Here is a 20,350-nt window from a genome sequence, read left to right as displayed (position 1 = left end):
TAGTGACATGAAACCCATACTAGCTCCTATAGTTTTTATAAGCATACTCTTAACAGCATTGCTTGGAATTATCAATAGTCCAACTGCTTTATTTTTAGGTTTTCTATTCTCTTTAATTTTTGAAAACCCATTTAAAAAATACAATCAAACAGCCATTCAGTTATTATTAAAACTTGCTATTATTGGCCTTGGATTTGGCATGCTTCTAACAGACACAATAGAAACAAGTAAAGAAGGTTTAGGACTTACTTTTTTTTCAATAGTGTTAACTATTAGTTTAGGATTTCTTTTGACTAAATTACTTAAGATTGATGTAAAGCTTGGGCATTTGATTACCTCAGGAACATCCATTTGCGGAGGAAGTGCTATAGCCGCAATCTCTCCCGTAATTCGCGCTAATGGAAAAACAATCAGTATCGCTTTGGGGGTAGTTTTCACTTTAAATGCTATCGCCCTATTTGTATTTCCACAATTAGGACACTTATTAGGGCTAAATCAGCATCAGTTTGGACTTTGGTGCGCTATCGCAATTCATGATACTAGCGCTGTTGTAGGAGCCGCTCTTGGATATGGAGACGAAGCTTTACGCATAGCAACAACCGTTAAACTCTCAAGAACATTATGGATTATTCCTCTATCTATTTTATCCATGTTTATTTTTAAAACAAAAGGAGAACGTATAAAAATACCCTATTTTATTCTTTTGTTTATCCTTGCCATTGTTATCAATAGCTACCAACTTATACCGGAAGTTGCAACACATACCATAGTATCCTTATCTAAGAAACTTTTAATCCTCACTCTTTTTCTTGTAGGGACAAGCATCTCTATAAGCGACTTAAAAGCAACTGGATATAGACCCGTTCTTCTAGCCTTCTGTTTATGGGTTTTTATTGCCGTATTCTCATTGTGCTATATCACTTTTTAACAAAAAAAAATCCGCATCATATAGTATGATGCGGATTTTTATATTTTAAGAGCCCGATGCTTAAGCAGCTATCTCTCTAGTTAACCAACCTCTTCTACTTGCTGTTGCAATCGCATAAGGGGTAATCCAGAACAAACCAAAAGTAAATAAGATACTGTATGAGTATGCCCAAAATGCTTGCGATAAACTGTATCGTTTTGCATAAAACAATACTGGGAAAGTAGATACTACTAAAATACTTACTAACGTAGAGCTTACAAATAATATTGGATGCGTTATAATAAAGAATAACATAAACAATAAAAATGGGTACGTCATTATAATTTTTAAAGCTTGACTAATAAATAAAAGTCTAGATCCAAATTTAGACCCTTCTCTAAAGTTTGTAAATACATATTGAGACATTGCGATATTCTCACGAACATTACTTCTACCCCATCTGATAAACATTTTGTATAACCCAGTGTACTTTTCTGGAACATTGGTATACGCATATGCATTTCTTTGAAATAAAACATGGTACCCTTGTTTCAAAATCATATTAGTCATGGCTCTATCCTCTCCAATATCTGAAGGTTGTCCCATGAACGTTTGGTTAATCCACTCAGGAAGACAATTAAATACTGCCTCTGCTCTGTATGCGGCTAATGCACCTGGCGTACAAAGAACTGAATCTAAACTACTTTCTGCAGAACGTTTGAATTCAAAACTCATAACGAAACTCACATTTAACATTTTAGGTAGAATAGCTCTTTCGTTATTCAATACTTGAATATTACCAGCTACAGCACCACATTTTTCATCTACAATAAACGGACTAACCAAATTACGCAACGTATCTGTATTTACCACGGAATCACTATCTACGGTAATAAAGATTTCACCAGTTCCTAAATTAAACCCACGGTATAACGCATGACGTTTCCCCATGTTTTTTGGTTGTTGCAAGATCGTTACTCGGTCTCCTAAAACTCTCTTTGCTTCTTGCATCCATTTCCAGGTATCATCTTTACTACCATCATCAATAGCTAACAATTGTAATTTATGTTCTGGATAGTCACTCTTGGCTAAACTTTTTAAAGTAGCCCAAACTTGTTTTCCTTCATTGTAAGCTGGTACGATTACCGTACACGTTGGTAACTCTTCATCACTTACCGAAGCTATAGGCTTATACTTAAAGTAAAGAAATAGATTGTATAAGAAGAAAGTAACCTTAAAGAAAAACAAAGAAGCTGCAACTATAAAAAATGCAAAGCCCCAACTTGTATTTAATCTTTCAAAATTAAATTGTTCAAAATCTGCCTGTAATAAGTAAACCACGTAACCTGCTCCGATCATTAAAGCAAACGAACTTACGAGCACTACAATGGCCCATAAATTAATAGGACTAGATTGTTTGTCTCCACTTAAAAATTTATTGTTTACTGTGGAATATAATTCTTTTAAAGTAATTGTTCCTGTTTTCATAATATGCGTTCTCTCTTTATTTTTTGTATCAATTTAAAATTCATAGGGCAACTTGCGTACCATTTTAAATAAAAACCAGTTTGCTAGTGTTTCCGAGCGTTTCCAGAATAAAAAATGTATAATTTTTATACAATTTGTGCGTAATTACACAGCTTTATACAACCATTAAAATCGCTCATTTTTCATTAGCTTTAACATATACGTTGCAATTACATTATTAGCTCTCGCAAGTGACTATTTTTTACAAAAAAAATCCGAAACAACATGGTAACATGTTATTTCGGATTTTTATAAAGTGAACGGTGTTAACTATTTAATTTCTCTTTTTCAAGACCTCTTCAATATCTTTCAACGTAAATCCTTTTGCCTGTAATAGAATTAAGTAATGAAAGAGTAAATCTGCACTCTCATCTAAAAATAATTTATCGTCATTATCTTTTGCTTCAATAACCACTTCAACTGCTTCCTCTCCTACTTTTTGCGCTACTTTATTAATTCCTTTTCTAAAAAGGGACGCAACATAGCTATCTTGATTCTCGGGATTGTCCTTACGGTCTGTTATGATTGCTTCCAGCTTGGTTAAGAAACCAAAGGAACTCGTGTTTTCTTCCTCCCAACAAGTATCCGTTCCTTTATGACATGTAGGCCCTACGGGATTTACAGTAATAAGTAAGGTATCATTATCACAATCATTTTTAATTGCCACAAGGTTTAAAAAATTACCACTCTCTTCACCTTTAGTCCACAGGCGTTTTTTAGTGCGGCTAAAAAATGTAACTTTTTTTGTTTCTTGAGTTTTATCAAAAGCCTCTTGGTTCATGTACCCGAGCATTAACACATTCTTTGTTGTAGCATCTTGTATTATGGCTGGTATTAATCCGTCTGAATTTTTATCGAAATCTATTTTCATACTCTTTATATTCTAACAGGAATCCCGTTATCTTTTAATTCTTTTTTTAAATCTACTATTTCTATTTCTTTAAAATGAAATACACTTGCTGCAAGCGCTGCATCTGCTTTACCCTCTATAAAAGTATCTGTAAAATGTTGCATATTACCCGCGCCACCAGAGGCAATGATGGGTATATTTAATTCCGTAGATAATCTAGCCAGCGCCTCATTTGCAAAACCATCTTTTGTACCATCATTATCCATAGAGGTAAACAAAATTTCACCTGCACCGCGCTCTTCTACTTCCTTGGCCCAATCAAACAAGCGAATTTCGGTAGGCACTTTTCCTCCTACCAAATGCACAATCCATTCCCCCTCAATTAATTTAGCATCTATAGCAACAACGATACATTGCGAACCAAATTTTGCCGATAAATCATTTATTAATTGTGGATTTTTAACAGCTGATGAGTTTATAGATACCTTGTCAGCACCATTTTGCAATAGCATATCTACATCTTCAATAGAAGCTATACCACCACCTACGGTAAACGGAATATTTACTTTTTCCGCTACGCGATAAACCAAATCAGCAAGTGTTTTACGTTTTTCTTCGGTAGCTGAAATGTCCAGAAAAACCAACTCATCTGCTCCTGAATTGGCATAAATCTCTGCCAATTCTACCGGATCACCTGCATCTCGTAAATCAACAAAATTGATCCCCTTTACAGTACGTCCGTCTTTAATATCTAAACAAGGTATTATTCGTTTTGTAAGCATTTTATTTATTTAGAAAGTATGTAATCTTCTAATTGTTTTAGACTGATTCTATTTTCATAGATAGCCTTACCAATAATAGTTCCCTCACAACCTAGTTCTGCTAATTTAGGCAATTCATCAAAGGTAGATATACCTCCTGAAGCAATCAAATTAATACTGCGACTATCAGCACCTTTACTAGTTTCATTTAAAATACGCTCATACAATTCAAAGGAAGGACCTTGTAACATACCGTCTTTACTAATATCAGTACAAATTACAAATACAATTCCTTTCTGTTGATAGGCTTGTATAAACGGAATTAAATCTTCTTTAGAATCTTCTTGCCACCCTGAAACTGCCACTTTCTCGTGTAAAGCATCTGCCCCCAATATAATTTTTTCAGCGCCATATGTTTCTATCCAACCCAAAAAAGTATCCTGATCTTTCACCGCAATACTGCCTCCTGTAATTTGAGAAGCTCCGCTGTTGAACGCTATTTTTAAATCCTCATCGGTCTTTAAACCACCCCCAAAATCTATCTTTAAATTGGTTTGAGACGCTATTTGCTCTAAAACCTTGTGGTTTACAATATGTTTAGATTTTGCACCATCTAGATCTACCAAATGCAAGTGCGTTATACCATGTGCCTCAAACTCTTTAGCCACTTCAAGCGGATGCTCATTGTATATTTTCTTAGTATCATAGTCGCCCTTTGAAAGACGAACACATTTACCGTCTATAATATCTATTGCTGGAATTATTCTCATAATTTAAATGTACTGAGTAATTAGTATTAAGATTCTAAGCTTCGTTGAAGTGAATAATTCATTTTTTTTTCATCAGTCAACTTTAATGGAAGCACTAGTTTTTCCTCTGTAATTAAGTTTAATCGCATTACTAAAAGTAATTGAGTTTCAAGTTCCGTTGTTGAGCCATTTGCAATGCTAAGAAAATTTCTAAATTCTTTTTTTGAATTTCTACCCGCCCCTTCTGCGATATTTGAAGCGATTGAAACTGAACATCTTTTAATTTGAGATGTCAAGCCATATTTTTCATCATCAGGCATAAAACTCATAAGCTTATAAATTTCCTCCGTTAAATCCATCGCTTTTTTCTAAATGGTCAAATTTTCATATTTATTCATTAGAACTTGATACTTTGTACTCGTTACTTTATTCTTAAAAAATTCATTAGAATTTTTTCCCCAACGCTACTACTCTTTTCTGGATGAAACTGTGTTCCGTAAAAATTATTTTTCTGCAACGCTGCACTATATTCAAGCTCATATTCTGAAGTTGCTATGGTTTCTTTACAAATTGGTGCATAAAAACTATGAACTAAATAAATGTATTCGCCCTCTGAAATACCACTAAATAAATCTGATTTTAAATTGGCTATCTGATTCCAACCAATTTGCGGCACCTTTACCTTCTTAGAAAATTTAACCACATCTACATCAAATATTCCTAGCCCTTTTGTATCACCTTCCTCTGTAGCATTACACATTAATTGCATCCCTAAACAAATTCCTAAAACGGGTTGTTTTAAAGTAGGTACCAAGGCATCTAGTCCGCTTGCTTTTAATTTATGCATGGCACTGCTGGCCTCGCCTACACCAGGAAAAATCACTTTATCCGCTGCTAGAATTTCATTTACATCACTTGTTAGAACAGCCTCATAACCAAGACGTTGAATTGCAAACTTTATACTTTGTATGTTTCCTGCTCCGTAATTTATAATTACTATTTTCATAAAGTTTTTTTTACAACATTCCTTTAGTAGATGGTAAAACCATCTTCTCTACGTCGCGTTTTACAGCCATTTTTATTGCCTTAGCAAAAGCTTTAAATATTGCCTCAATCTTGTGATGCTCATTAACACCTTCTGCTTTTATATTTATATTGGCTTTAGCACCGTCACTAAATGATTTAAAAAAGTGCAGAAACATTTCCGTAGGCATATCTCCTACTTTTTCTCTTTTAAAATCTGCCTCCCATACCAGCCAGTTTCTACCACCAAAGTCGATTGCCACTTGCGCTAAACAGTCATCCATAGGTAAACAGAATCCGTAACGCTCAATACCCAGCTTGGTACCTAATGCTTTATGGAAAACTTCCCCTAAAGCAATTGCGGTATCTTCTATAGTATGGTGTTCATCTACCTCTAAATCACCATCTACTTTAATATCTAAATCCATTTGACCGTGACGCGCTAGCTGATCTAGCATATGGTCAAAAAAGGCGAGGCCTGTAGCAATACTACTTTTTCCTGTGCCATCTAGATTTACTTTAATTTGAATATCAGTTTCATTTGTCTTACGGCTAATACTAGAAACCCTATCTTTTAATTTTAAAAACTCATAGATTTTTTCCCAATCGTTGGTTTCAGTAGCAATATATGCATCTAACTCATCTCGTTTCACCGTAATTTCACCAGTACCTAGATTGGTTTCATCGTTGATAAAAATACCTTTAGCTCCAAGATTTTTAGCTAATTCCATATCCGTTAACCGATCTCCGATTACAAAAGAATTTGCTAAATCATATTCTTCAGAGAAATATGCTGTCAACAAACCAGTACCTGGTTTACGCGTGTTAGCATTTTCATGTGGAAAAGTTCTATCAAGAAATACTTTATCAAATACAACCCCCTCATTTTCAAAAGAATTCATGATAAAATTATGCACAGGCCAAAATGTATCTTCTGGAAAAACGTCTGTTCCTAGTCCGTCTTGGTTGGTGATCATCACCAATTCATAATCCAACTCCTTAGCTATTTTACCCAAAAATGTAAACGCCTTTGGATAGAAGGTCATTTTTTCATAACCGTCAATTTGCTCATCAACGGTTTCTTTAATAATCGTACCATCTCGATCTATAAAAAGTACTTTTTTCATTCTTATTGAATTTCTTTTAGAACCTGCATTAATTTTTTATTCTCAGCTGTAGTACCTACTGTGAAGCGTAATGTGTTTTCACATAGAGGTTGTGTTGTACGGTTCCTTACCACAACACCCCTCGCTAATAACTGATTATATCGTTCTGTAGCATTATCTAGTTTTGCTAAAACAAAATTAGCATCAGTAGCATATACTTTAGTTACGAAATTTAATTGAAGTAATGCTTTAGATAACAAAGCTCTTTCCTTCAATATATCAGTAATTTCCGATTTTATTTTATCAACGTTCAAAACACGCTCTAACGCTCTTTTCTGAGTAAGCTCATTTACATTGTATGGAGGCTTAATCTTATTTAGAATAGCAATAATCTCTTCAGATGCATAACAGACTCCTAATCGAATACCGGCCATTCCGTATGCCTTAGATAGTGTTTGAGTAACTATTAAATTTGTATAATTCGGTAGTCCAGACAACCATGATTCTTCTTTTGAAAAATCTATATATGCTTCATCAATAATGACTATTCCATTAAACCTTTCTAATAGTTCTGTGATCTTGTTTCGCGAAAAACTATTTGCTGTAGGATTGTTTGGCGAGCAAAGGAATAATAACTTAGACTTAGCATCAGCTGTTTCCAAAATCTGATTGACATCAGGTTCAAAATCTGCCGTTAACAAAACTTCTCTATTCTCAATATCATTAATCCCTGACAACACTTTATACATTCCATAGGTTGGCGGAAGTGTAATAATATTATCTTCTTTGGGTTCACAAAAAGCGCGGAAAATTAGATCTAAAACTTCGTCACTCCCATTTCCAAAAAGAATATTAGCAGATAGTACCCCTTTTTGAGATGCTAATACCTCTTTTAAGCTTCTTTGCTGAGGATCTGGATATCTATTCACACCATTTTCAAACGGATTCTCATTAGCGTCTAAAAACACCATATCTGAACCATCTGAAACGTATTCATCACGCGCTGAAGAATACGGACTCAGTCCCTTTACATTATCACGTACTAGGTTTTGTATATTTACCTTACTCATCGTCCAAACTATTTAATCGTAACGTAACGGCATTTTTGTGCGCTTGTAAGCCTTCTGCTTCTGCCATTAGCTCAATTGCACTACCAATTTCTTGAATTCCTTCTTTTGAAATCTTCTGAAAAGTCATGCTTTTCATAAAACTATCTAAGTTAACACCACTATACTGTTTAGCATACCCATTTGTTGGTAAAGTATGATTAGTTCCTGAAGCATAATCTCCGGCACTTTCAGGGGTGTAATTGCCAATAAAAACAGATCCTGCATTTGTAATTGCACTCAAATAAGATCCCTCATCTGCCACACAAACTATATAATGTTCTGGACCATATTCATTAATTAATTCCTGTGCCGTTGTATCATCCTCAACGTAAATTAACTTACTATTATCTATCGCTTTTTGAGCAATATCCTTACGTGGTAAATCTTCAATTTGCAAGGCAACTTCTTTCTCTACATCTTCAAGCATTGCTTTAGAGGTTGTTACCAATAGTACCTGACTATCAACACCATGCTCTGCCTGACTAAGTAAATCTGACGCAACAAACGCTGCGTTTGCAGTATCATCTGCCACAACCAAAAGCTCACTTGGCCCCGCAGGCATATCAATAGCCACGCCATGCTTTGTAGCAATCTGTTTCGCTACAGTAACATATTGATTTCCTGGTCCAAATATCTTATACACTTGCGGAATGGTTTCTGTTCCAAAGGTCATTGCCGCTATAGCCTGTATCCCTCCTACCTTATATATTTTTGTTACACCACAAAGGTTTGCCGCATACAAAATAGCTGGGTGAATTTTCCCTTCTTTATTAGGTGGCGAACATAGAACAATTTCTGAGCATCCAGCGATATTAGCAGGGACTGCTAACATTAAAATAGTAGAAAATAAAGGTGCTGTTCCTCCCGGAATATATAAGCCCACTTTATCTATAGGCCTTTTTACCTGCCAACAATGTACACCAGGACTAGTTTCTACCTCTATACTTTGTGTTTTCTGAGCGGTGTGAAATTTATCAATGTTATCCTTAGCCAAGAGAATAGCTTCTTTAAGGGCTACAGCTACCAAACTATTAGCCTCTACAATTTCATCGTCCGTAACCAATAACTCTGTTATAGTTACGCCATCGAACTTTTCGGTATACTTTTTTATGGTAGCATCACCGTTTTCTTGAAGTTCTTCAAAAACCTGATTTACTGTACTTTCTATATCTGCAACGCTCTTAGTAGGACGCTTAAGAATAGATTTCCAATCTTCTCTTTCAGGATTATATATTTTATTCATAGCCAATACTAATCAAATTTCTTAATCATATGATATCCTAAAGCTTCAAAACCTTGACGCTCCCAGAACTTTTTTCCTTTTTCATTGTGCCGATAACAATTCACTTCTACACCAACACAATCAATGCTTTTAGCATAATCAAACAACCAATTCATCATTAATTCTCCAACTCCTGCGCTTCTATAGTTCGTTTCTACAAAAACATTGTCCGGTTCTAGATGTTTCCCTGCATATAACTTGTTTAACACCCAAAATCCGCAACAGGCTATTAATTGGTTGTTATCATATACACCTATGCATTGATATCCTCCCATTTTAAGCATGTCTTTTAACCTGCTTTTCAATGTTTCTTCCGGTAATTTTCCCAAATTTAATTGAATTACCAGCGGAATAATCGACTCCATTTCTTCATAGGGAATCAATTTTAATTCAAAATCAGCCTTCATGAGCTTTTTTTAAAGCACCATTTTCTCAATTGGGCAAACTAGAATACCTTCAGCGCCAGCCTGCTTTAACTCATCTATTACTTCCCAGAAAGAATCTTTCTTAATTACCGTGTGTACAGAACTCCAGCCTTCCTCTGCTAATGGCAAAACTGTAGGACTACGCATTCCTGGTAATAAGTCCAAAATCATAGGCAATTTATCATTCGGAGCATTCAACAATACATATTTAGATTGTCTTGCTCGTAATACCGACTGAATTCTGAATTGTAATTTTTCAAGAATATCTCTCCTCTCAGAAGTTATTTGTGGTGAAACCGCCAAAACAGCCTCACTCTTTAACATTACCTCTACTTCTTTCAAATTATTTTTAAACAAGGTACTTCCACTAGATACAATGTCACAAATAGCATCTGCTAATCCAATATTTGGAGCAATCTCTACAGAACCGTTAATAATGTGAATATCTGCAGAAACCCCTTTGTCTGCTAAATAGTTTTTAACGGTATTTGGGTATGATGTAGCAATTCGTTTGCCTTGGAAATCTTGAACAGAAGTATACTTTACAGCCTTTGGCACTGCTAAAGACACTTTACACTTTGAAAAACCTAATTTTTCTGCAATAGAAATATCTTCTCCTTTTTCTATCAACACATTTTCACCTATGATAGCGATATCTACCACCCCGTCTCTTAAGTATTGAGGAATATCTCCATTTCTCAAATAAAATACTTCCATAGGAAAATTGCGAGAAGACGCTTTTAATTGATCGCGACCGTTATCAATAGAGATACCACAATCTTTAAGAATCTCAATAGATTCCTCATTTAATCGACCTGATTTTTGAATAGCAATTCTAATTTTTGTCATTTTCTTTTTAGTTTGTGTCTGGCAATCAAAAAAAGTTTAAAAATAAAACCCGTTTGATTGCTCAAACGGGTTTAAAATATGTTGCACTACTACAATACATTTCTACCTCGCTTGAAAGCAAGTATAAAAATGATGATGATGTGTAGTTGTATTTTTCATTCTGATGTAAAAGTAAAATTATTTTATGTGTTAAAAAACAAAAATCTATTTTTTTAACAACTGTTCTTGTTTTTATTCAAAAACTAACAGATTAATTGTTCCCCAAAATTAAAGGTAATCCAGATTCTCCTCCACCTACAACAACAACTTTAGTGTTTGGTGATTTAGAAAGCTCTAAAGTAGCATCTATACCTTTATCTCTAAGAATTTGATCATTTAACGATGCACTCAATATACGGTTGGCATCTGCCTTACCCTGCGCTTCTATGGTTACTTTTTCAGCTTCTTTCTTAGCAGTAACTAAACGGAATTCATATTCTAAAGACTCCTGCTCTTGACGTAATTTACGTTCAATAGCTTCCTTAATGGTTGGCGGCAAAGTTACATCGCGCACTAAAATTTCATTAAGTTGAATATACTCTCCTTCTACAATCTTCTTGGTCTCATCAAAAATCTCTTGTTGGATAGCATCACGCTTACTAGAATATAATTGTTCTGGCGTATAACGACCTACCACAGAACGTGCAGCAGAACGTATTGTAGGCAATAAAACTCTTTGAATATAATCTTCTCCCTTTTCTTGGTGCAACTTCCCTAATTCACTACGAACAGGCTCAAACCAAGCCGAAGCTTCTAATTTAATATCCAAACCATTACTAGATAAAACATTCATTTTTTCTAGCACTTCCTGCTGTCTTACCTCATAGATAAATACTTTATTCCATGGAGCTACAAAGTGAAAACCCTCCCCTAATGGTGGCTCATCTGTAACCACACCACCTTGAAATTGTTTGTACAAAACACCCGCCTGACCTGAGTCAACCGTGACGGTAGATTTTGAAATTAATATTATTAAAACTACTAATGCGAAGACTGCAGGTAATGCAATTTTTGGCAATTTATCCATACTTGAATTTAATTTAAATTAATCCGTTATATTTTCTGATGATCCATTCTAATGAAAGTGCTATTATAATAAGCCCTAGAAGGAATTTAAAGTCTATCAAAGATACAACATTTTCAACGCTCTTTTGAGTAGACATAAAGCGTTTATCCGAATCTAACTGCGTAATAAATTCCTGTATTTGTTCAGGATAGAAAAGTGAAGCCGTTGTTGCCTCAGAGAAGTTCGACATTTTTGTATGATTCGACGAAAAAAACTGCTGCTCTACATCATAATCTAATACGGTAAATTTGCCAGATTTAGAAACCGACTTCCCTACCACGCCCACTTTAAAGGAATAAGTTCCCGATTTTAAATCGCTTAAATCTGCTTCAAAATAATTATTTTTCAAAAGCATAGGTACTTTCACCCCTCCATTAATTTCAATATAAAGATTAGCCTTAGAATCAAACACGTACGTCTCATCAAAATAGGTAGCCGTTACTTTTGCTAAGCCTAAATTTTCATACACCGACTTATAATCAATTGACAGTTGCTCTCTTTTTGCATCACTAGATAAAAACAACGTTAGCTTTCCTATGAAAGTATCAAAATCTTCAAAATTCTCTTGGTTCACATAATTTTGCATTCGCCATTTCCAAATGTTTTCACCTAATAAAACTGCTGTCTTCTGTTTTTCGTTTTCCGAAATAGCAAAAAGCGGATTAGCAAGATCTACTCCTCTTATATTCATCTGCAGTAAGGGCTCATAAGTACTTTTAAAACTAATTGCTCCAGAATTACTCGTCAAAGGCGGGTAATTAATGAAATCTGTGTTGGCTATATCATATTTAGAAAAAGAAGTATTTAGCTTACCGATAACTTCTTCAATAGGATACCCCGTTTCTAAGGTAAAATCTAAGTTAGATTGATTTAAAAAATTAAGATCGGTCTTAGTACCGACAATGGTAAAATGATTTCGTTTTTCTTTCGCAATAAAAGCATAAACTTCTTTAAAACTACTAGTGGGTTGATAGCATATAAAAAGATCTGTATCGTCAAATACTTTCTGATCAACATTAGGTTTCACAATGGTCACCAGGCGTTGCTCATTAGATTCAATCGCTTTTTTTAAAGCCCCCAAATCAGGATGCACTATAGAAGAAACAATAGTAACTTTGGTTTTCTCATCAATAACTTCAACAGCCACAGATTTTCTATTATTGATCTTATTTTTCTCAGTATCCAAAGCACCTACGGCAACAACTACCGTTTTAACCCCCACAGCATCGGCATTTATAAGCGTATGTATTCTTTTTGATTTGATTGATTTAGAAAACCCCACTTGTTCCTTGAAAACAATTTTTCCATCTACAGCAATAGAAACAGGCAAACTAACCGTCTTTTCTCCATCATAAGAGATATAGGACTCTATTGGAAATTTATTTTTTAAAAAGGCAAATTTATTAGTGTTCACCTGACTTACTTTAACATCTTCATAGGCCGTAGTGTCTCCAAAAACTACCGAATAAAATGAAATCTTACTCTTATTGCCATAAAATTCATAATCCTGACCTATAGTTTGATTACCATCTGAAAGTAATACCCCAACAGTTTTCTTATTGTTGTAAATCGTAGCAACCGTTTTTAAAGCTTTTGCGATATCTGTCTTTTTTTCAGAAAGATCAAGGGTGCCCAAGTTTTCCAATGAGCTACCGAATTGATAATAATCTATATTAAATTTTTCTGCTAAATCTTTATTGTTTTTTATTTTATCCAAAAAATCATTTAATTGCTCAGAACTATTTGCCATAGAACTAGAAATATCTGCAACCACTACTAAATTAGCTTTCGCTACAGTATAGTCTACTTTTTTAAATTTTGGATTTATAAGCACTATAAAAAGAGAAAATAGCGCCGTAAAACGCAAAAAAGAGAGCAAAACAATATGTTTTCCTCTCTTTTTAACTTTGTAATAATATTGAAAAATGACTACTCCTACAGCAACAAATGCTGCTAAAATTATTAATAGAATAGTCTGAATTTGCATAATTTTCGCTACTTCTAAGTTAGCATTCCCCCATCAACATTTAACACCTGCCCCGTTACATACCCTGACAAATCAGAAGCAAAAAACAAACAAGCATTGGCAATATCTTCTGGACTACCACCTCTCTTCAAAGGAATACCGTCTCTCCAACCTTGAACCACTTTTTCATCAAGTTTATCGGTCATCTCTGTCTCGATAAACCCTGGAGCAATTGCGTTACAGCGAATATTTCTAGAACCTAATTCTAAAGCAATAGATTTAGTAAAACCAATCATACCCGCTTTTGAAGCTGCGTAATTTGTCTGACCCGCATTACCTTTAACACCAACCACACTACTCATATTAATTATAGAACCTTTACGCTGCTTTAACATAGTACGTTGCACCGCTTTTGTCATGTTAAATACCGATTTTAAGTTGATTTCAATTACTTTATCAAAATCATCCTCAGACATACGCATTAGAAGGTTATCTTTTGTAATTCCAGCATTGTTAATCAACACATCAATAGTACCATCAAAATCTTCTAAAACCTGAGCTACTAGAGCTTCTGAATCACTAAAGCTTGCTGCATTACTTTTATATGCTTTTGCTTTAACTCCCTTAGCCGTCAATTCTTTTTCTAATGCTAGCGCTGGTGCCTCACTAGAGCTATATGTAAAAGCCACATTTGCTCCATGGTCTGCAAAAACCTGCGCAATACCAGTACCTATACCCCTACTTGCACCTGTAATAATTACGTTTTTACCTTCTAATAACTTCATTTTTGTTCAATTTGTTCGGTTGATATTCAAATATAACTTTTGTTTGATATATAGATAGCTAAAATCCCGTTTAAACTGAAAATATTTCAGCATAAACGGGATTTTTAAATCTTTATATAGTTCTTGATTTAATTGTAAAACAATTATCCCAATACTTCTTTTACTTTCAATCCAATCTCAGCAGGAGAATCTACCACGTGAATACCACACTCACGCATGATACGCTTTTTAGCTTGAGCGGTATCGTCACTACCACCTACGATGGCACCAGCATGACCCATGGTTCTACCTGCAGGTGCAGTTTCACCAGCAATAAAACCTACAACTGGTTTTTTACTTCCACTAGCTTTATACCACTTAGCAGCATCTGGTTCTAATTGACCTCCAATTTCACCAATCATCACTACACATTCTGTTTCAGGATCGTTGATTAACATTTCAACAGCTTCTTTTGTTGTTGTTCCAATAATTGGATCACCACCAATACCAATAGCAGTTGTAATACCTAAACCTTGACGTACTACTTGATCAGCAGCTTCATATGTTAATGTTCCCGATTTAGAAACAATACCTACGTTACCTTTTTTGAATACAAAACCTGGCATAATACCTACCTTAGCTTCACCTGGAGTAATAACTCCTGGACAGTTAGGGCCGATTAAACGACAGTCCATATTTTTAATATAGTTAGACGCTTTTACCATATCTGCAACAGGAATACCTTCTGTAATGGTAATAATAACTTTAATACCTGCATTCGCAGCTTCCATAATTGCATCTGCAGCAAATGCTGGCGGAACAAATATAATAGTCGTGTCTGCTCCAACTTTTTCAACAGCTTCATGAACAGTATTAAAAACTGGCTTCCCTAAATGTTCTTGCCCACCTTTACCCGGAGTAACACCACCAACGATGTTCGTACCGTAATCAATCATTTGTCCTGCGTGAAAGGTACCTTCACTTCCAGTAAAACCTTGTACAATTATTTTGGAATCTTTATTGACTAAAACACTCATTTTATATCTATATTAATTTATTGCATTGCAAAAATATGCCATTGAAAACAATTTATAAAGTATTTCGCTAGCTTATTTGTGCTTCTATTTTTTTATTATTTGCGGAATTTGCTTAATCCAAGCCATTTGCTTCATTTTTTCACGTGCTTCTTCTGCCGGACTACCAAAGTATGTGGCGTTTCCTTCAAGAGATTTAGAAATTCCTGATTGCGCTAAAACTACTGCTTTTTTTCCAATAGTGATTGCACTAATCACTCCAACTTGCCCCCATAAGGTTACTTCGTCTTCTATAATCACGCAACCTGCAATTCCCGTTTGCGAAGCTATTAGGCATTTCTCCCCAATAATGGTATCATGACCAACATGCACTTGGTTATCTATCTTAGTTCCTTTTTTAACTGTAGTATCTCCGGTAACCCCCCTATCTAAAGTACAAAGCGCACCAATATCAACATTATCCTCAATCACCACTCGGCCACCTGAAAGCAACTTATCAAAACCTTCTGGCCTATTTTTATAATAAAATGCGTCTGATCCTAAAACAGTTCCCGCATGGATCGTAACATTATTACCAATTACACAATTGTCATATATAGATACATTGGAATGAATGGTACAATTAGCTCCGATTACCACATTATTACCCACAAAAGCATTAGGCTGAATAACTGTATCCTTACCTATTTTTGCTGATGGCGCTATATTCTTAGATGATTTCTCAAAAGGCTTAAAAAAAGCTGTTAGCTTATTAAAATCACGAAAAGGATCATCAGAAATCAACAATGCTTTTCCTTCTGGGCAATCCACTTTTTTATTGATTAAAATAGTAGTCGCCTTAGAATTTAAAGCCTTATCATAATATTTAGGATGATCTACAAAAACAATATCACCTGGCTCTACCACATGAATTTCGTTCATTCCTAAAACCTGAAAATCAGCATCGCCAACAAATTCAGACTGAATAATGCTCGCAATTTGTTGCAAACTATGAGAAATAGGAAACTTCATTTAATTATGCTTGATTTCTAAAAATTATTCTTTTACGCGTTCCATATAAGAACCCGAAGCAGTATCTACTTTAATTTTATCACCTTCATTAATAAATAAAGGAACATTAACCTCTGCCCCTGTTTCTACTTTTGCAGGTTTTGTAGCGTTGGTTGCCGTGTTTCCTTTTACACCTGGCTCCGTATAGGTAACCTCTAAAACAACACTAGCAGGCATGTCTACAGACAAAGGCATGCTATCTTCTGTATTAAAAAGAATAGTAACTATTTCTCCTTCCTTTAAAAGGCCCGGCGCATCTAATGCACTTTCTTCTAAGGTTATTTGATTATAGTCTTGTGTATTCATAAAGTGATACGTCTGCCCTTCAGGATACAAATACTGATATGAGCGTGTTTCCACACGTACATCTTCTATCTTACTACCTCCAGAAAAGGTATTATCTAAAACTTTACCCGAAGTTACACTCTTTAATTTTGTACGTACAAAAGCAGGTCCCTTCCCTGGTTTTACATGTAAAAATTCAATAATTTTAAAAATATCGTTGTTGTAACGAATGCAAAGTCCTTTTCTAATATCTGATGTTGATGCCATAATTATAATGCTATTTGTTACTGATGATTTCTAATTAATCAACTAAAAATTATCAGTAAGCTTTAATGTTATTTTATAAATTGAAAGTTAGACTAATTATTACTAAAATAGCCTTTCATTATTCCACGCTGAGAATCTCTAATAAATTGAAGAATTTCATCACGCTCCGGAGTAGCTTCCATTTCTGCCTCAATAATTTGAACAGCTTGAGAATTATTATAATTTTTTTGGTATAAAATTCTATAAATATTCTGCACTTCTCTAATCTTTTCTGAGGTAAAGCCTCTTCTTCTTAGCCCTACCGAATTTATTCCTACATAAGAAAGCGGCTCACGCGCAGCTTTTACATACGGAGGAACATCCTTACGAACTAAAGATCCACCAGTTACAAAAGCATGCTGCCCTATAGATACAAATTGATGTACTGCAACTAGTCCTGCAAGAATCACATTATCTCCAATAGTAACATGCCCTGCTAAAGTTGAATTATTAGAAAAAATACAGTTATCCCCTACTAAACAGTCATGGGCAACATGACAATAAGCCATGATTAAACAGTTTTTTCCAATAACCGTTTTCATGCGGTCTGAAGTTCCTTTATGAATGGTTGCACATTCTCTAATTGTGGTATTGTCACCAATTATAACCGTAGTTTCTTCTCCTTGATATTTTAAATCTTGAGGAGGTGCTGAAATTACTGCACCAGGAAAAATATTACAATTTTTACCTATTCGTGCGCCTTCCATTATCGTTACGTTAGAACCAATCCACGTACCATCGCCAATAATAACATTATTATGAATGGTGGTAAAAGGTTCTACAACTACGTTCTTAGCGATTTTAGCTCCTGGATGAATATATGCCAGTGGTTGATTCATTCTATTTCTTTTTAGCTATTTGCGCCATTAATTCTGCTTCACACACCAGCTTATTATTTGCATAAGCATACGCTTGCATGTGACAAATACCTCTTCTTATTGGCGTAATAAGGCTACAGTGAAAAGTCAATGTATCCCCTGGAAGTACTTTTTGTTTAAATTTCACATTATCCATTTTCATGAAAAATGTCAAGTAATTTTCTGGATCTGGAACCGTACTTAACACTAAAATACCTCCAGTTTGTGCCATAGCTTCTACTTGCAAAACTCCTGGCATTACTGGTGCACCTGGAAAATGACCTACAAAGAAATTCTCATTCATTGTAACATTTTTCATTCCCACAACATGCGTATCAGAAAGCTCTAAAATTCTATCAATCAATAAGAACGGAGGCCTATGAGGAAGTACTTCCATAATTTGATGAATATCCATCAATGGCGGCTGATTCAAATCATATTGAGGAACTTTATTACGCTTTTCTAATTTTATAATTTTCGACAGTTTTTTTGCAAATTGTGTATTTACAAAATGACCTGGCTTGTTGGCTATGATTTTACCACGAATACGCGTACCCGCCAAAGCTACATCTCCAATAACATCTAGCAATTTGTGACGTGCTGCTTCATTAGGATGATGCAATGTTAAGTTATCTAAAATTCCGTTTGGTTTAATAGACAGCTTCTTTTTATTAAAAGCCTTTTCAAGCTTTTTCATCGTTTCTTCAGAGATCTCTTTATCTACGTAAACTATAGCATTGTTTAAATCTCCACCTTTAATTAATCCGTGCTCTAAAAGCATTTCCAATTCGTGTAGAAAACTAAACGTTCTAGCTTCTGAAATTTCTACTTTGAAATCTGACAACTTATCTAAAGTAGCATTCTGCGTTCCTAATACTTTGGTCCCAAAATCTACCATAGTCGTAATCTGATAATCGTCTGAAGGTATTACCGTAATTTCACTACCGGTTGCTTCATCTTTGTACGATATCACTTCTTTAACTACGTATATTTCTCTTTCAGCTTCTTGCTCAACAATCCCTGCTTCTTCAAGAGCTTCTACGAAAAATTTAGAAGAACCATCCATTATCGGTGGTTCTGGAGCATTTAGCTCTATTAAAACGTTATCAATCTCTAACCCTACTAATGCTGCAAGAACATGTTCTGATGTTTGAATTTTAACGCCTCTTTTTTCTAAATTGGTCCCTCTCTGAGTATTTACAACATAAGCTGCATCTGCCTCAATAATAGGTTCTCCTTCTAAATCTGTTCGTTTAAAGGCATACCCATGATTTTCAGGCGCAGGTACCAATTTCATTGTAACGTTCTCTCCTGTATGCAATCCTACACCAGATAAAGTAACTTCTTTGCCAATTGTTCGTTGTTTATTGCTCACGGCCAATCTTTTTTTCTATTTCGTTAATCCTATTAATAATCTTCGGTAAATTTTTAAAATGTACATAAGACTTGTTATAATCGCCATATGTTAAAGCAGGAGAACCTTGTATCACTTCTCCAGTTTTTATATTTCTTCCAATACCAGATTGCGCTTGTATACGCACATTATCTCCTATGGTGATATGACCTACAATACCTACTTGACCACCAATCATACAGTGTTTACCTATCTTCGTAGAACCAGCAACCCCAGTTTGTGCAGCAATTACAGTATGCTCTCCAATTTCTACATTATGAGCAATTTGTATTTGGTTATCTAATTTTACGCCTTTTCTAATTATGGTAGACCCTAAGGTAGCTCTATCTATGGTAGTCCCGGCACCTATATCAACATTATCTTCAATAATAACATTACCTGTTTGCGGCACTTTTTTATATTCGCCCTCCGCATTTGGCGTAAACCCAAATCCGTCTGAACCCACAATAGCTCCACTATGAATCACGCAATTATTACCAATTACAGATTCTGAGTAAATTTTAGCCCCTGCGAAAACAATAACATTATCTCCTAAGCGCACATTGTCTCCAACATAAACATTGGGATATATTTTCACCTTATCGCCTAGTACTACATTTTCGCCAATATAAGCAAAAGCACCTATATAGCAATCTTCTCCGTAGGTAGTAGATGCAGCAATAAATGACGGGCTCTCAATACCCGTTTTATTATTTTTTACTTGATTGTAATATTCTAATAATTTCGAAAATGACTCATAGGCATCATCTACTTTAATGAGTGTAGTTGATAAATCATGTTCCGCTACAAAATCTTTATTCACTATAGTTATAGAAGATTTGGTAGTATATATATGTTGTGTGTATTTCGGATTTGCTAAAAAAGTAAGAGATCCTTGCTCTCCTTCCTCTATTTTAGCCAATTTATCAACCGCGATATCTGGATTACCTTCCAGTTCTCCTTCCAAAATACCCGCAATTTGACTAGCTGTAAATTTCATAA

At 34.9% G+C, this 20,350-nt stretch carries 21 protein-coding genes; 1 reads left to right on the top strand and 20 read right to left on the bottom strand.

All coding sequences use genetic code 11. From position 1 onward, the window contains the following. The first annotated feature begins 7 nt into the window (after window positions 1-7). Complete coding sequence (locus BLQ19_RS08520) at window positions 8-928, top strand: YeiH family protein (protein ID WP_024481220.1); 921 nt, start codon at window positions 8-10, stop codon at window positions 926-928. A 60-nt stretch (window positions 929-988) separates the two neighbouring features. On the opposite strand, the gene BLQ19_RS08515 is transcribed toward BLQ19_RS08520, so the two are convergent. From BLQ19_RS08515 to lpxD, 20 genes are all read right to left on the bottom strand, one after another. Next, window positions 989-2,395 (bottom strand): glycosyltransferase family 2 protein, encoded by a 1,407-nt coding sequence (locus BLQ19_RS08515; RefSeq protein WP_025615511.1) that lies wholly within the window; start codon window positions 2,393-2,395, stop codon window positions 989-991. 313 nt (window positions 2,396-2,708) lie between these two features. Further along, the gene (gene hisIE, locus BLQ19_RS08510; RefSeq protein ID WP_024481222.1) at window positions 2,709-3,305 is read right to left on the bottom strand and encodes a bifunctional phosphoribosyl-AMP cyclohydrolase/phosphoribosyl-ATP diphosphatase HisIE; all 597 of its coding nucleotides are present in this window, start codon (window positions 3,303-3,305) and stop codon (window positions 2,709-2,711) included. 5 nt (window positions 3,306-3,310) lie between these two features. Next, window positions 3,311-4,066 carry an imidazole glycerol phosphate synthase subunit HisF gene (gene hisF / locus BLQ19_RS08505; protein ID WP_074538044.1) on the bottom strand — a complete coding sequence of 252 codons (756 nt, stop codon included), beginning with the start codon at window positions 4,064-4,066 and terminating at the stop codon, window positions 3,311-3,313. A gap of 5 nt (window positions 4,067-4,071) precedes the next feature. Continuing rightward, window positions 4,072-4,815, bottom strand: coding sequence for a 1-(5-phosphoribosyl)-5-[(5-phosphoribosylamino)methylideneamino]imidazole-4-carboxamide isomerase (hisA, locus tag BLQ19_RS08500; protein ID WP_029445195.1), 744 nt, complete (start codon window positions 4,813-4,815; stop codon window positions 4,072-4,074). Between the two features lie 26 nt (window positions 4,816-4,841). Next, complete coding sequence (locus BLQ19_RS08495) at window positions 4,842-5,153, bottom strand: four helix bundle protein (RefSeq protein WP_254788293.1); 312 nt, start codon at window positions 5,151-5,153, stop codon at window positions 4,842-4,844. 62 nt (window positions 5,154-5,215) lie between these two features. Then, window positions 5,216-5,800 (bottom strand): imidazole glycerol phosphate synthase subunit HisH, encoded by a 585-nt coding sequence (gene hisH, locus BLQ19_RS08490; protein ID WP_025615514.1) that lies wholly within the window; start codon window positions 5,798-5,800, stop codon window positions 5,216-5,218. Window positions 5,801-5,810: 10 nt separating this feature from the next. Further along, the gene (gene hisB / locus BLQ19_RS08485; RefSeq protein WP_074538043.1) at window positions 5,811-6,944 is read right to left on the bottom strand and encodes a bifunctional histidinol-phosphatase/imidazoleglycerol-phosphate dehydratase HisB; all 1,134 of its coding nucleotides are present in this window, start codon (window positions 6,942-6,944) and stop codon (window positions 5,811-5,813) included. Between the two features lie 2 nt (window positions 6,945-6,946). Continuing rightward, window positions 6,947-7,993 carry a histidinol-phosphate transaminase gene (gene hisC, locus BLQ19_RS08480; protein WP_024481227.1) on the bottom strand — a complete coding sequence of 349 codons (1,047 nt, stop codon included), beginning with the start codon at window positions 7,991-7,993 and terminating at the stop codon, window positions 6,947-6,949. Next, window positions 7,986-9,275, bottom strand: coding sequence for a histidinol dehydrogenase (gene hisD / locus BLQ19_RS08475; RefSeq protein WP_074538201.1), 1,290 nt, complete (start codon window positions 9,273-9,275; stop codon window positions 7,986-7,988). Before hisD ends, hisC begins: the two co-directional genes overlap by 8 nt. Window positions 9,276-9,283: 8 nt before the next feature. Further along, entirely contained in the window at window positions 9,284-9,721 is a 438-nt protein-coding gene (locus BLQ19_RS08470; RefSeq protein WP_074538042.1) for a GNAT family N-acetyltransferase, read from the bottom strand. 9 nt (window positions 9,722-9,730) lie between these two features. Then, complete coding sequence (hisG, locus tag BLQ19_RS08465) at window positions 9,731-10,588, bottom strand: ATP phosphoribosyltransferase (protein ID WP_074538041.1); 858 nt, start codon at window positions 10,586-10,588, stop codon at window positions 9,731-9,733. A 250-nt stretch (window positions 10,589-10,838) separates the two neighbouring features. Beyond that, window positions 10,839-11,654: a prohibitin family protein gene (locus tag BLQ19_RS08460; RefSeq protein WP_024481231.1), complete on the bottom strand. Its 816-nt coding sequence runs from the start codon at window positions 11,652-11,654 to the stop codon at window positions 10,839-10,841. Window positions 11,655-11,667: 13 nt separating this feature from the next. Further along, window positions 11,668-13,680: a hypothetical protein gene (locus BLQ19_RS08455; protein ID WP_074538040.1), complete on the bottom strand. Its 2,013-nt coding sequence runs from the start codon at window positions 13,678-13,680 to the stop codon at window positions 11,668-11,670. A gap of 14 nt (window positions 13,681-13,694) precedes the next feature. Next, window positions 13,695-14,444, bottom strand: a complete 750-nt coding sequence (fabG, locus tag BLQ19_RS08450) for a 3-oxoacyl-[acyl-carrier-protein] reductase (protein ID WP_024481233.1) — start codon at window positions 14,442-14,444, stop codon at window positions 13,695-13,697. Between the two features lie 143 nt (window positions 14,445-14,587). Next, window positions 14,588-15,460, bottom strand: coding sequence for a succinate--CoA ligase subunit alpha (sucD, locus tag BLQ19_RS08445; protein ID WP_024481234.1), 873 nt, complete (start codon window positions 15,458-15,460; stop codon window positions 14,588-14,590). 84 nt (window positions 15,461-15,544) lie between these two features. Next, window positions 15,545-16,468, bottom strand: coding sequence for a UDP-3-O-(3-hydroxymyristoyl)glucosamine N-acyltransferase (locus tag BLQ19_RS08440; protein WP_024481235.1), 924 nt, complete (start codon window positions 16,466-16,468; stop codon window positions 15,545-15,547). 24 nt (window positions 16,469-16,492) lie between these two features. Next, window positions 16,493-17,059: an elongation factor P gene (efp, locus tag BLQ19_RS08435; protein WP_074538039.1), complete on the bottom strand. Its 567-nt coding sequence runs from the start codon at window positions 17,057-17,059 to the stop codon at window positions 16,493-16,495. A 92-nt stretch (window positions 17,060-17,151) separates the two neighbouring features. After that, window positions 17,152-17,937 carry an acyl-ACP--UDP-N-acetylglucosamine O-acyltransferase gene (lpxA, locus tag BLQ19_RS08430; RefSeq protein ID WP_024481237.1) on the bottom strand — a complete coding sequence of 262 codons (786 nt, stop codon included), beginning with the start codon at window positions 17,935-17,937 and terminating at the stop codon, window positions 17,152-17,154. A gap of 1 nt (window position 17,938) precedes the next feature. Then, entirely contained in the window at window positions 17,939-19,330 is a 1,392-nt protein-coding gene (locus tag BLQ19_RS08425; protein ID WP_025615520.1) for a bifunctional UDP-3-O-[3-hydroxymyristoyl] N-acetylglucosamine deacetylase/3-hydroxyacyl-ACP dehydratase, read from the bottom strand. Beyond that, window positions 19,320-20,348 (bottom strand): UDP-3-O-(3-hydroxymyristoyl)glucosamine N-acyltransferase, encoded by a 1,029-nt coding sequence (gene lpxD / locus BLQ19_RS08420; protein WP_074538038.1) that lies wholly within the window; start codon window positions 20,346-20,348, stop codon window positions 19,320-19,322. Before lpxD ends, BLQ19_RS08425 begins: the two co-directional genes overlap by 11 nt. Between the last annotated feature and the right edge of the window lie 2 nt (window positions 20,349-20,350).

Source organism: Cellulophaga baltica, assembly GCF_900102165.1.
Taxonomy (GTDB): domain Bacteria; phylum Bacteroidota; class Bacteroidia; order Flavobacteriales; family Flavobacteriaceae; genus Cellulophaga; species Cellulophaga baltica.
The sequence above is the reverse complement of the archived record's forward strand: the minus strand, read 5'-3'. Positions and strand labels throughout refer to the sequence as shown.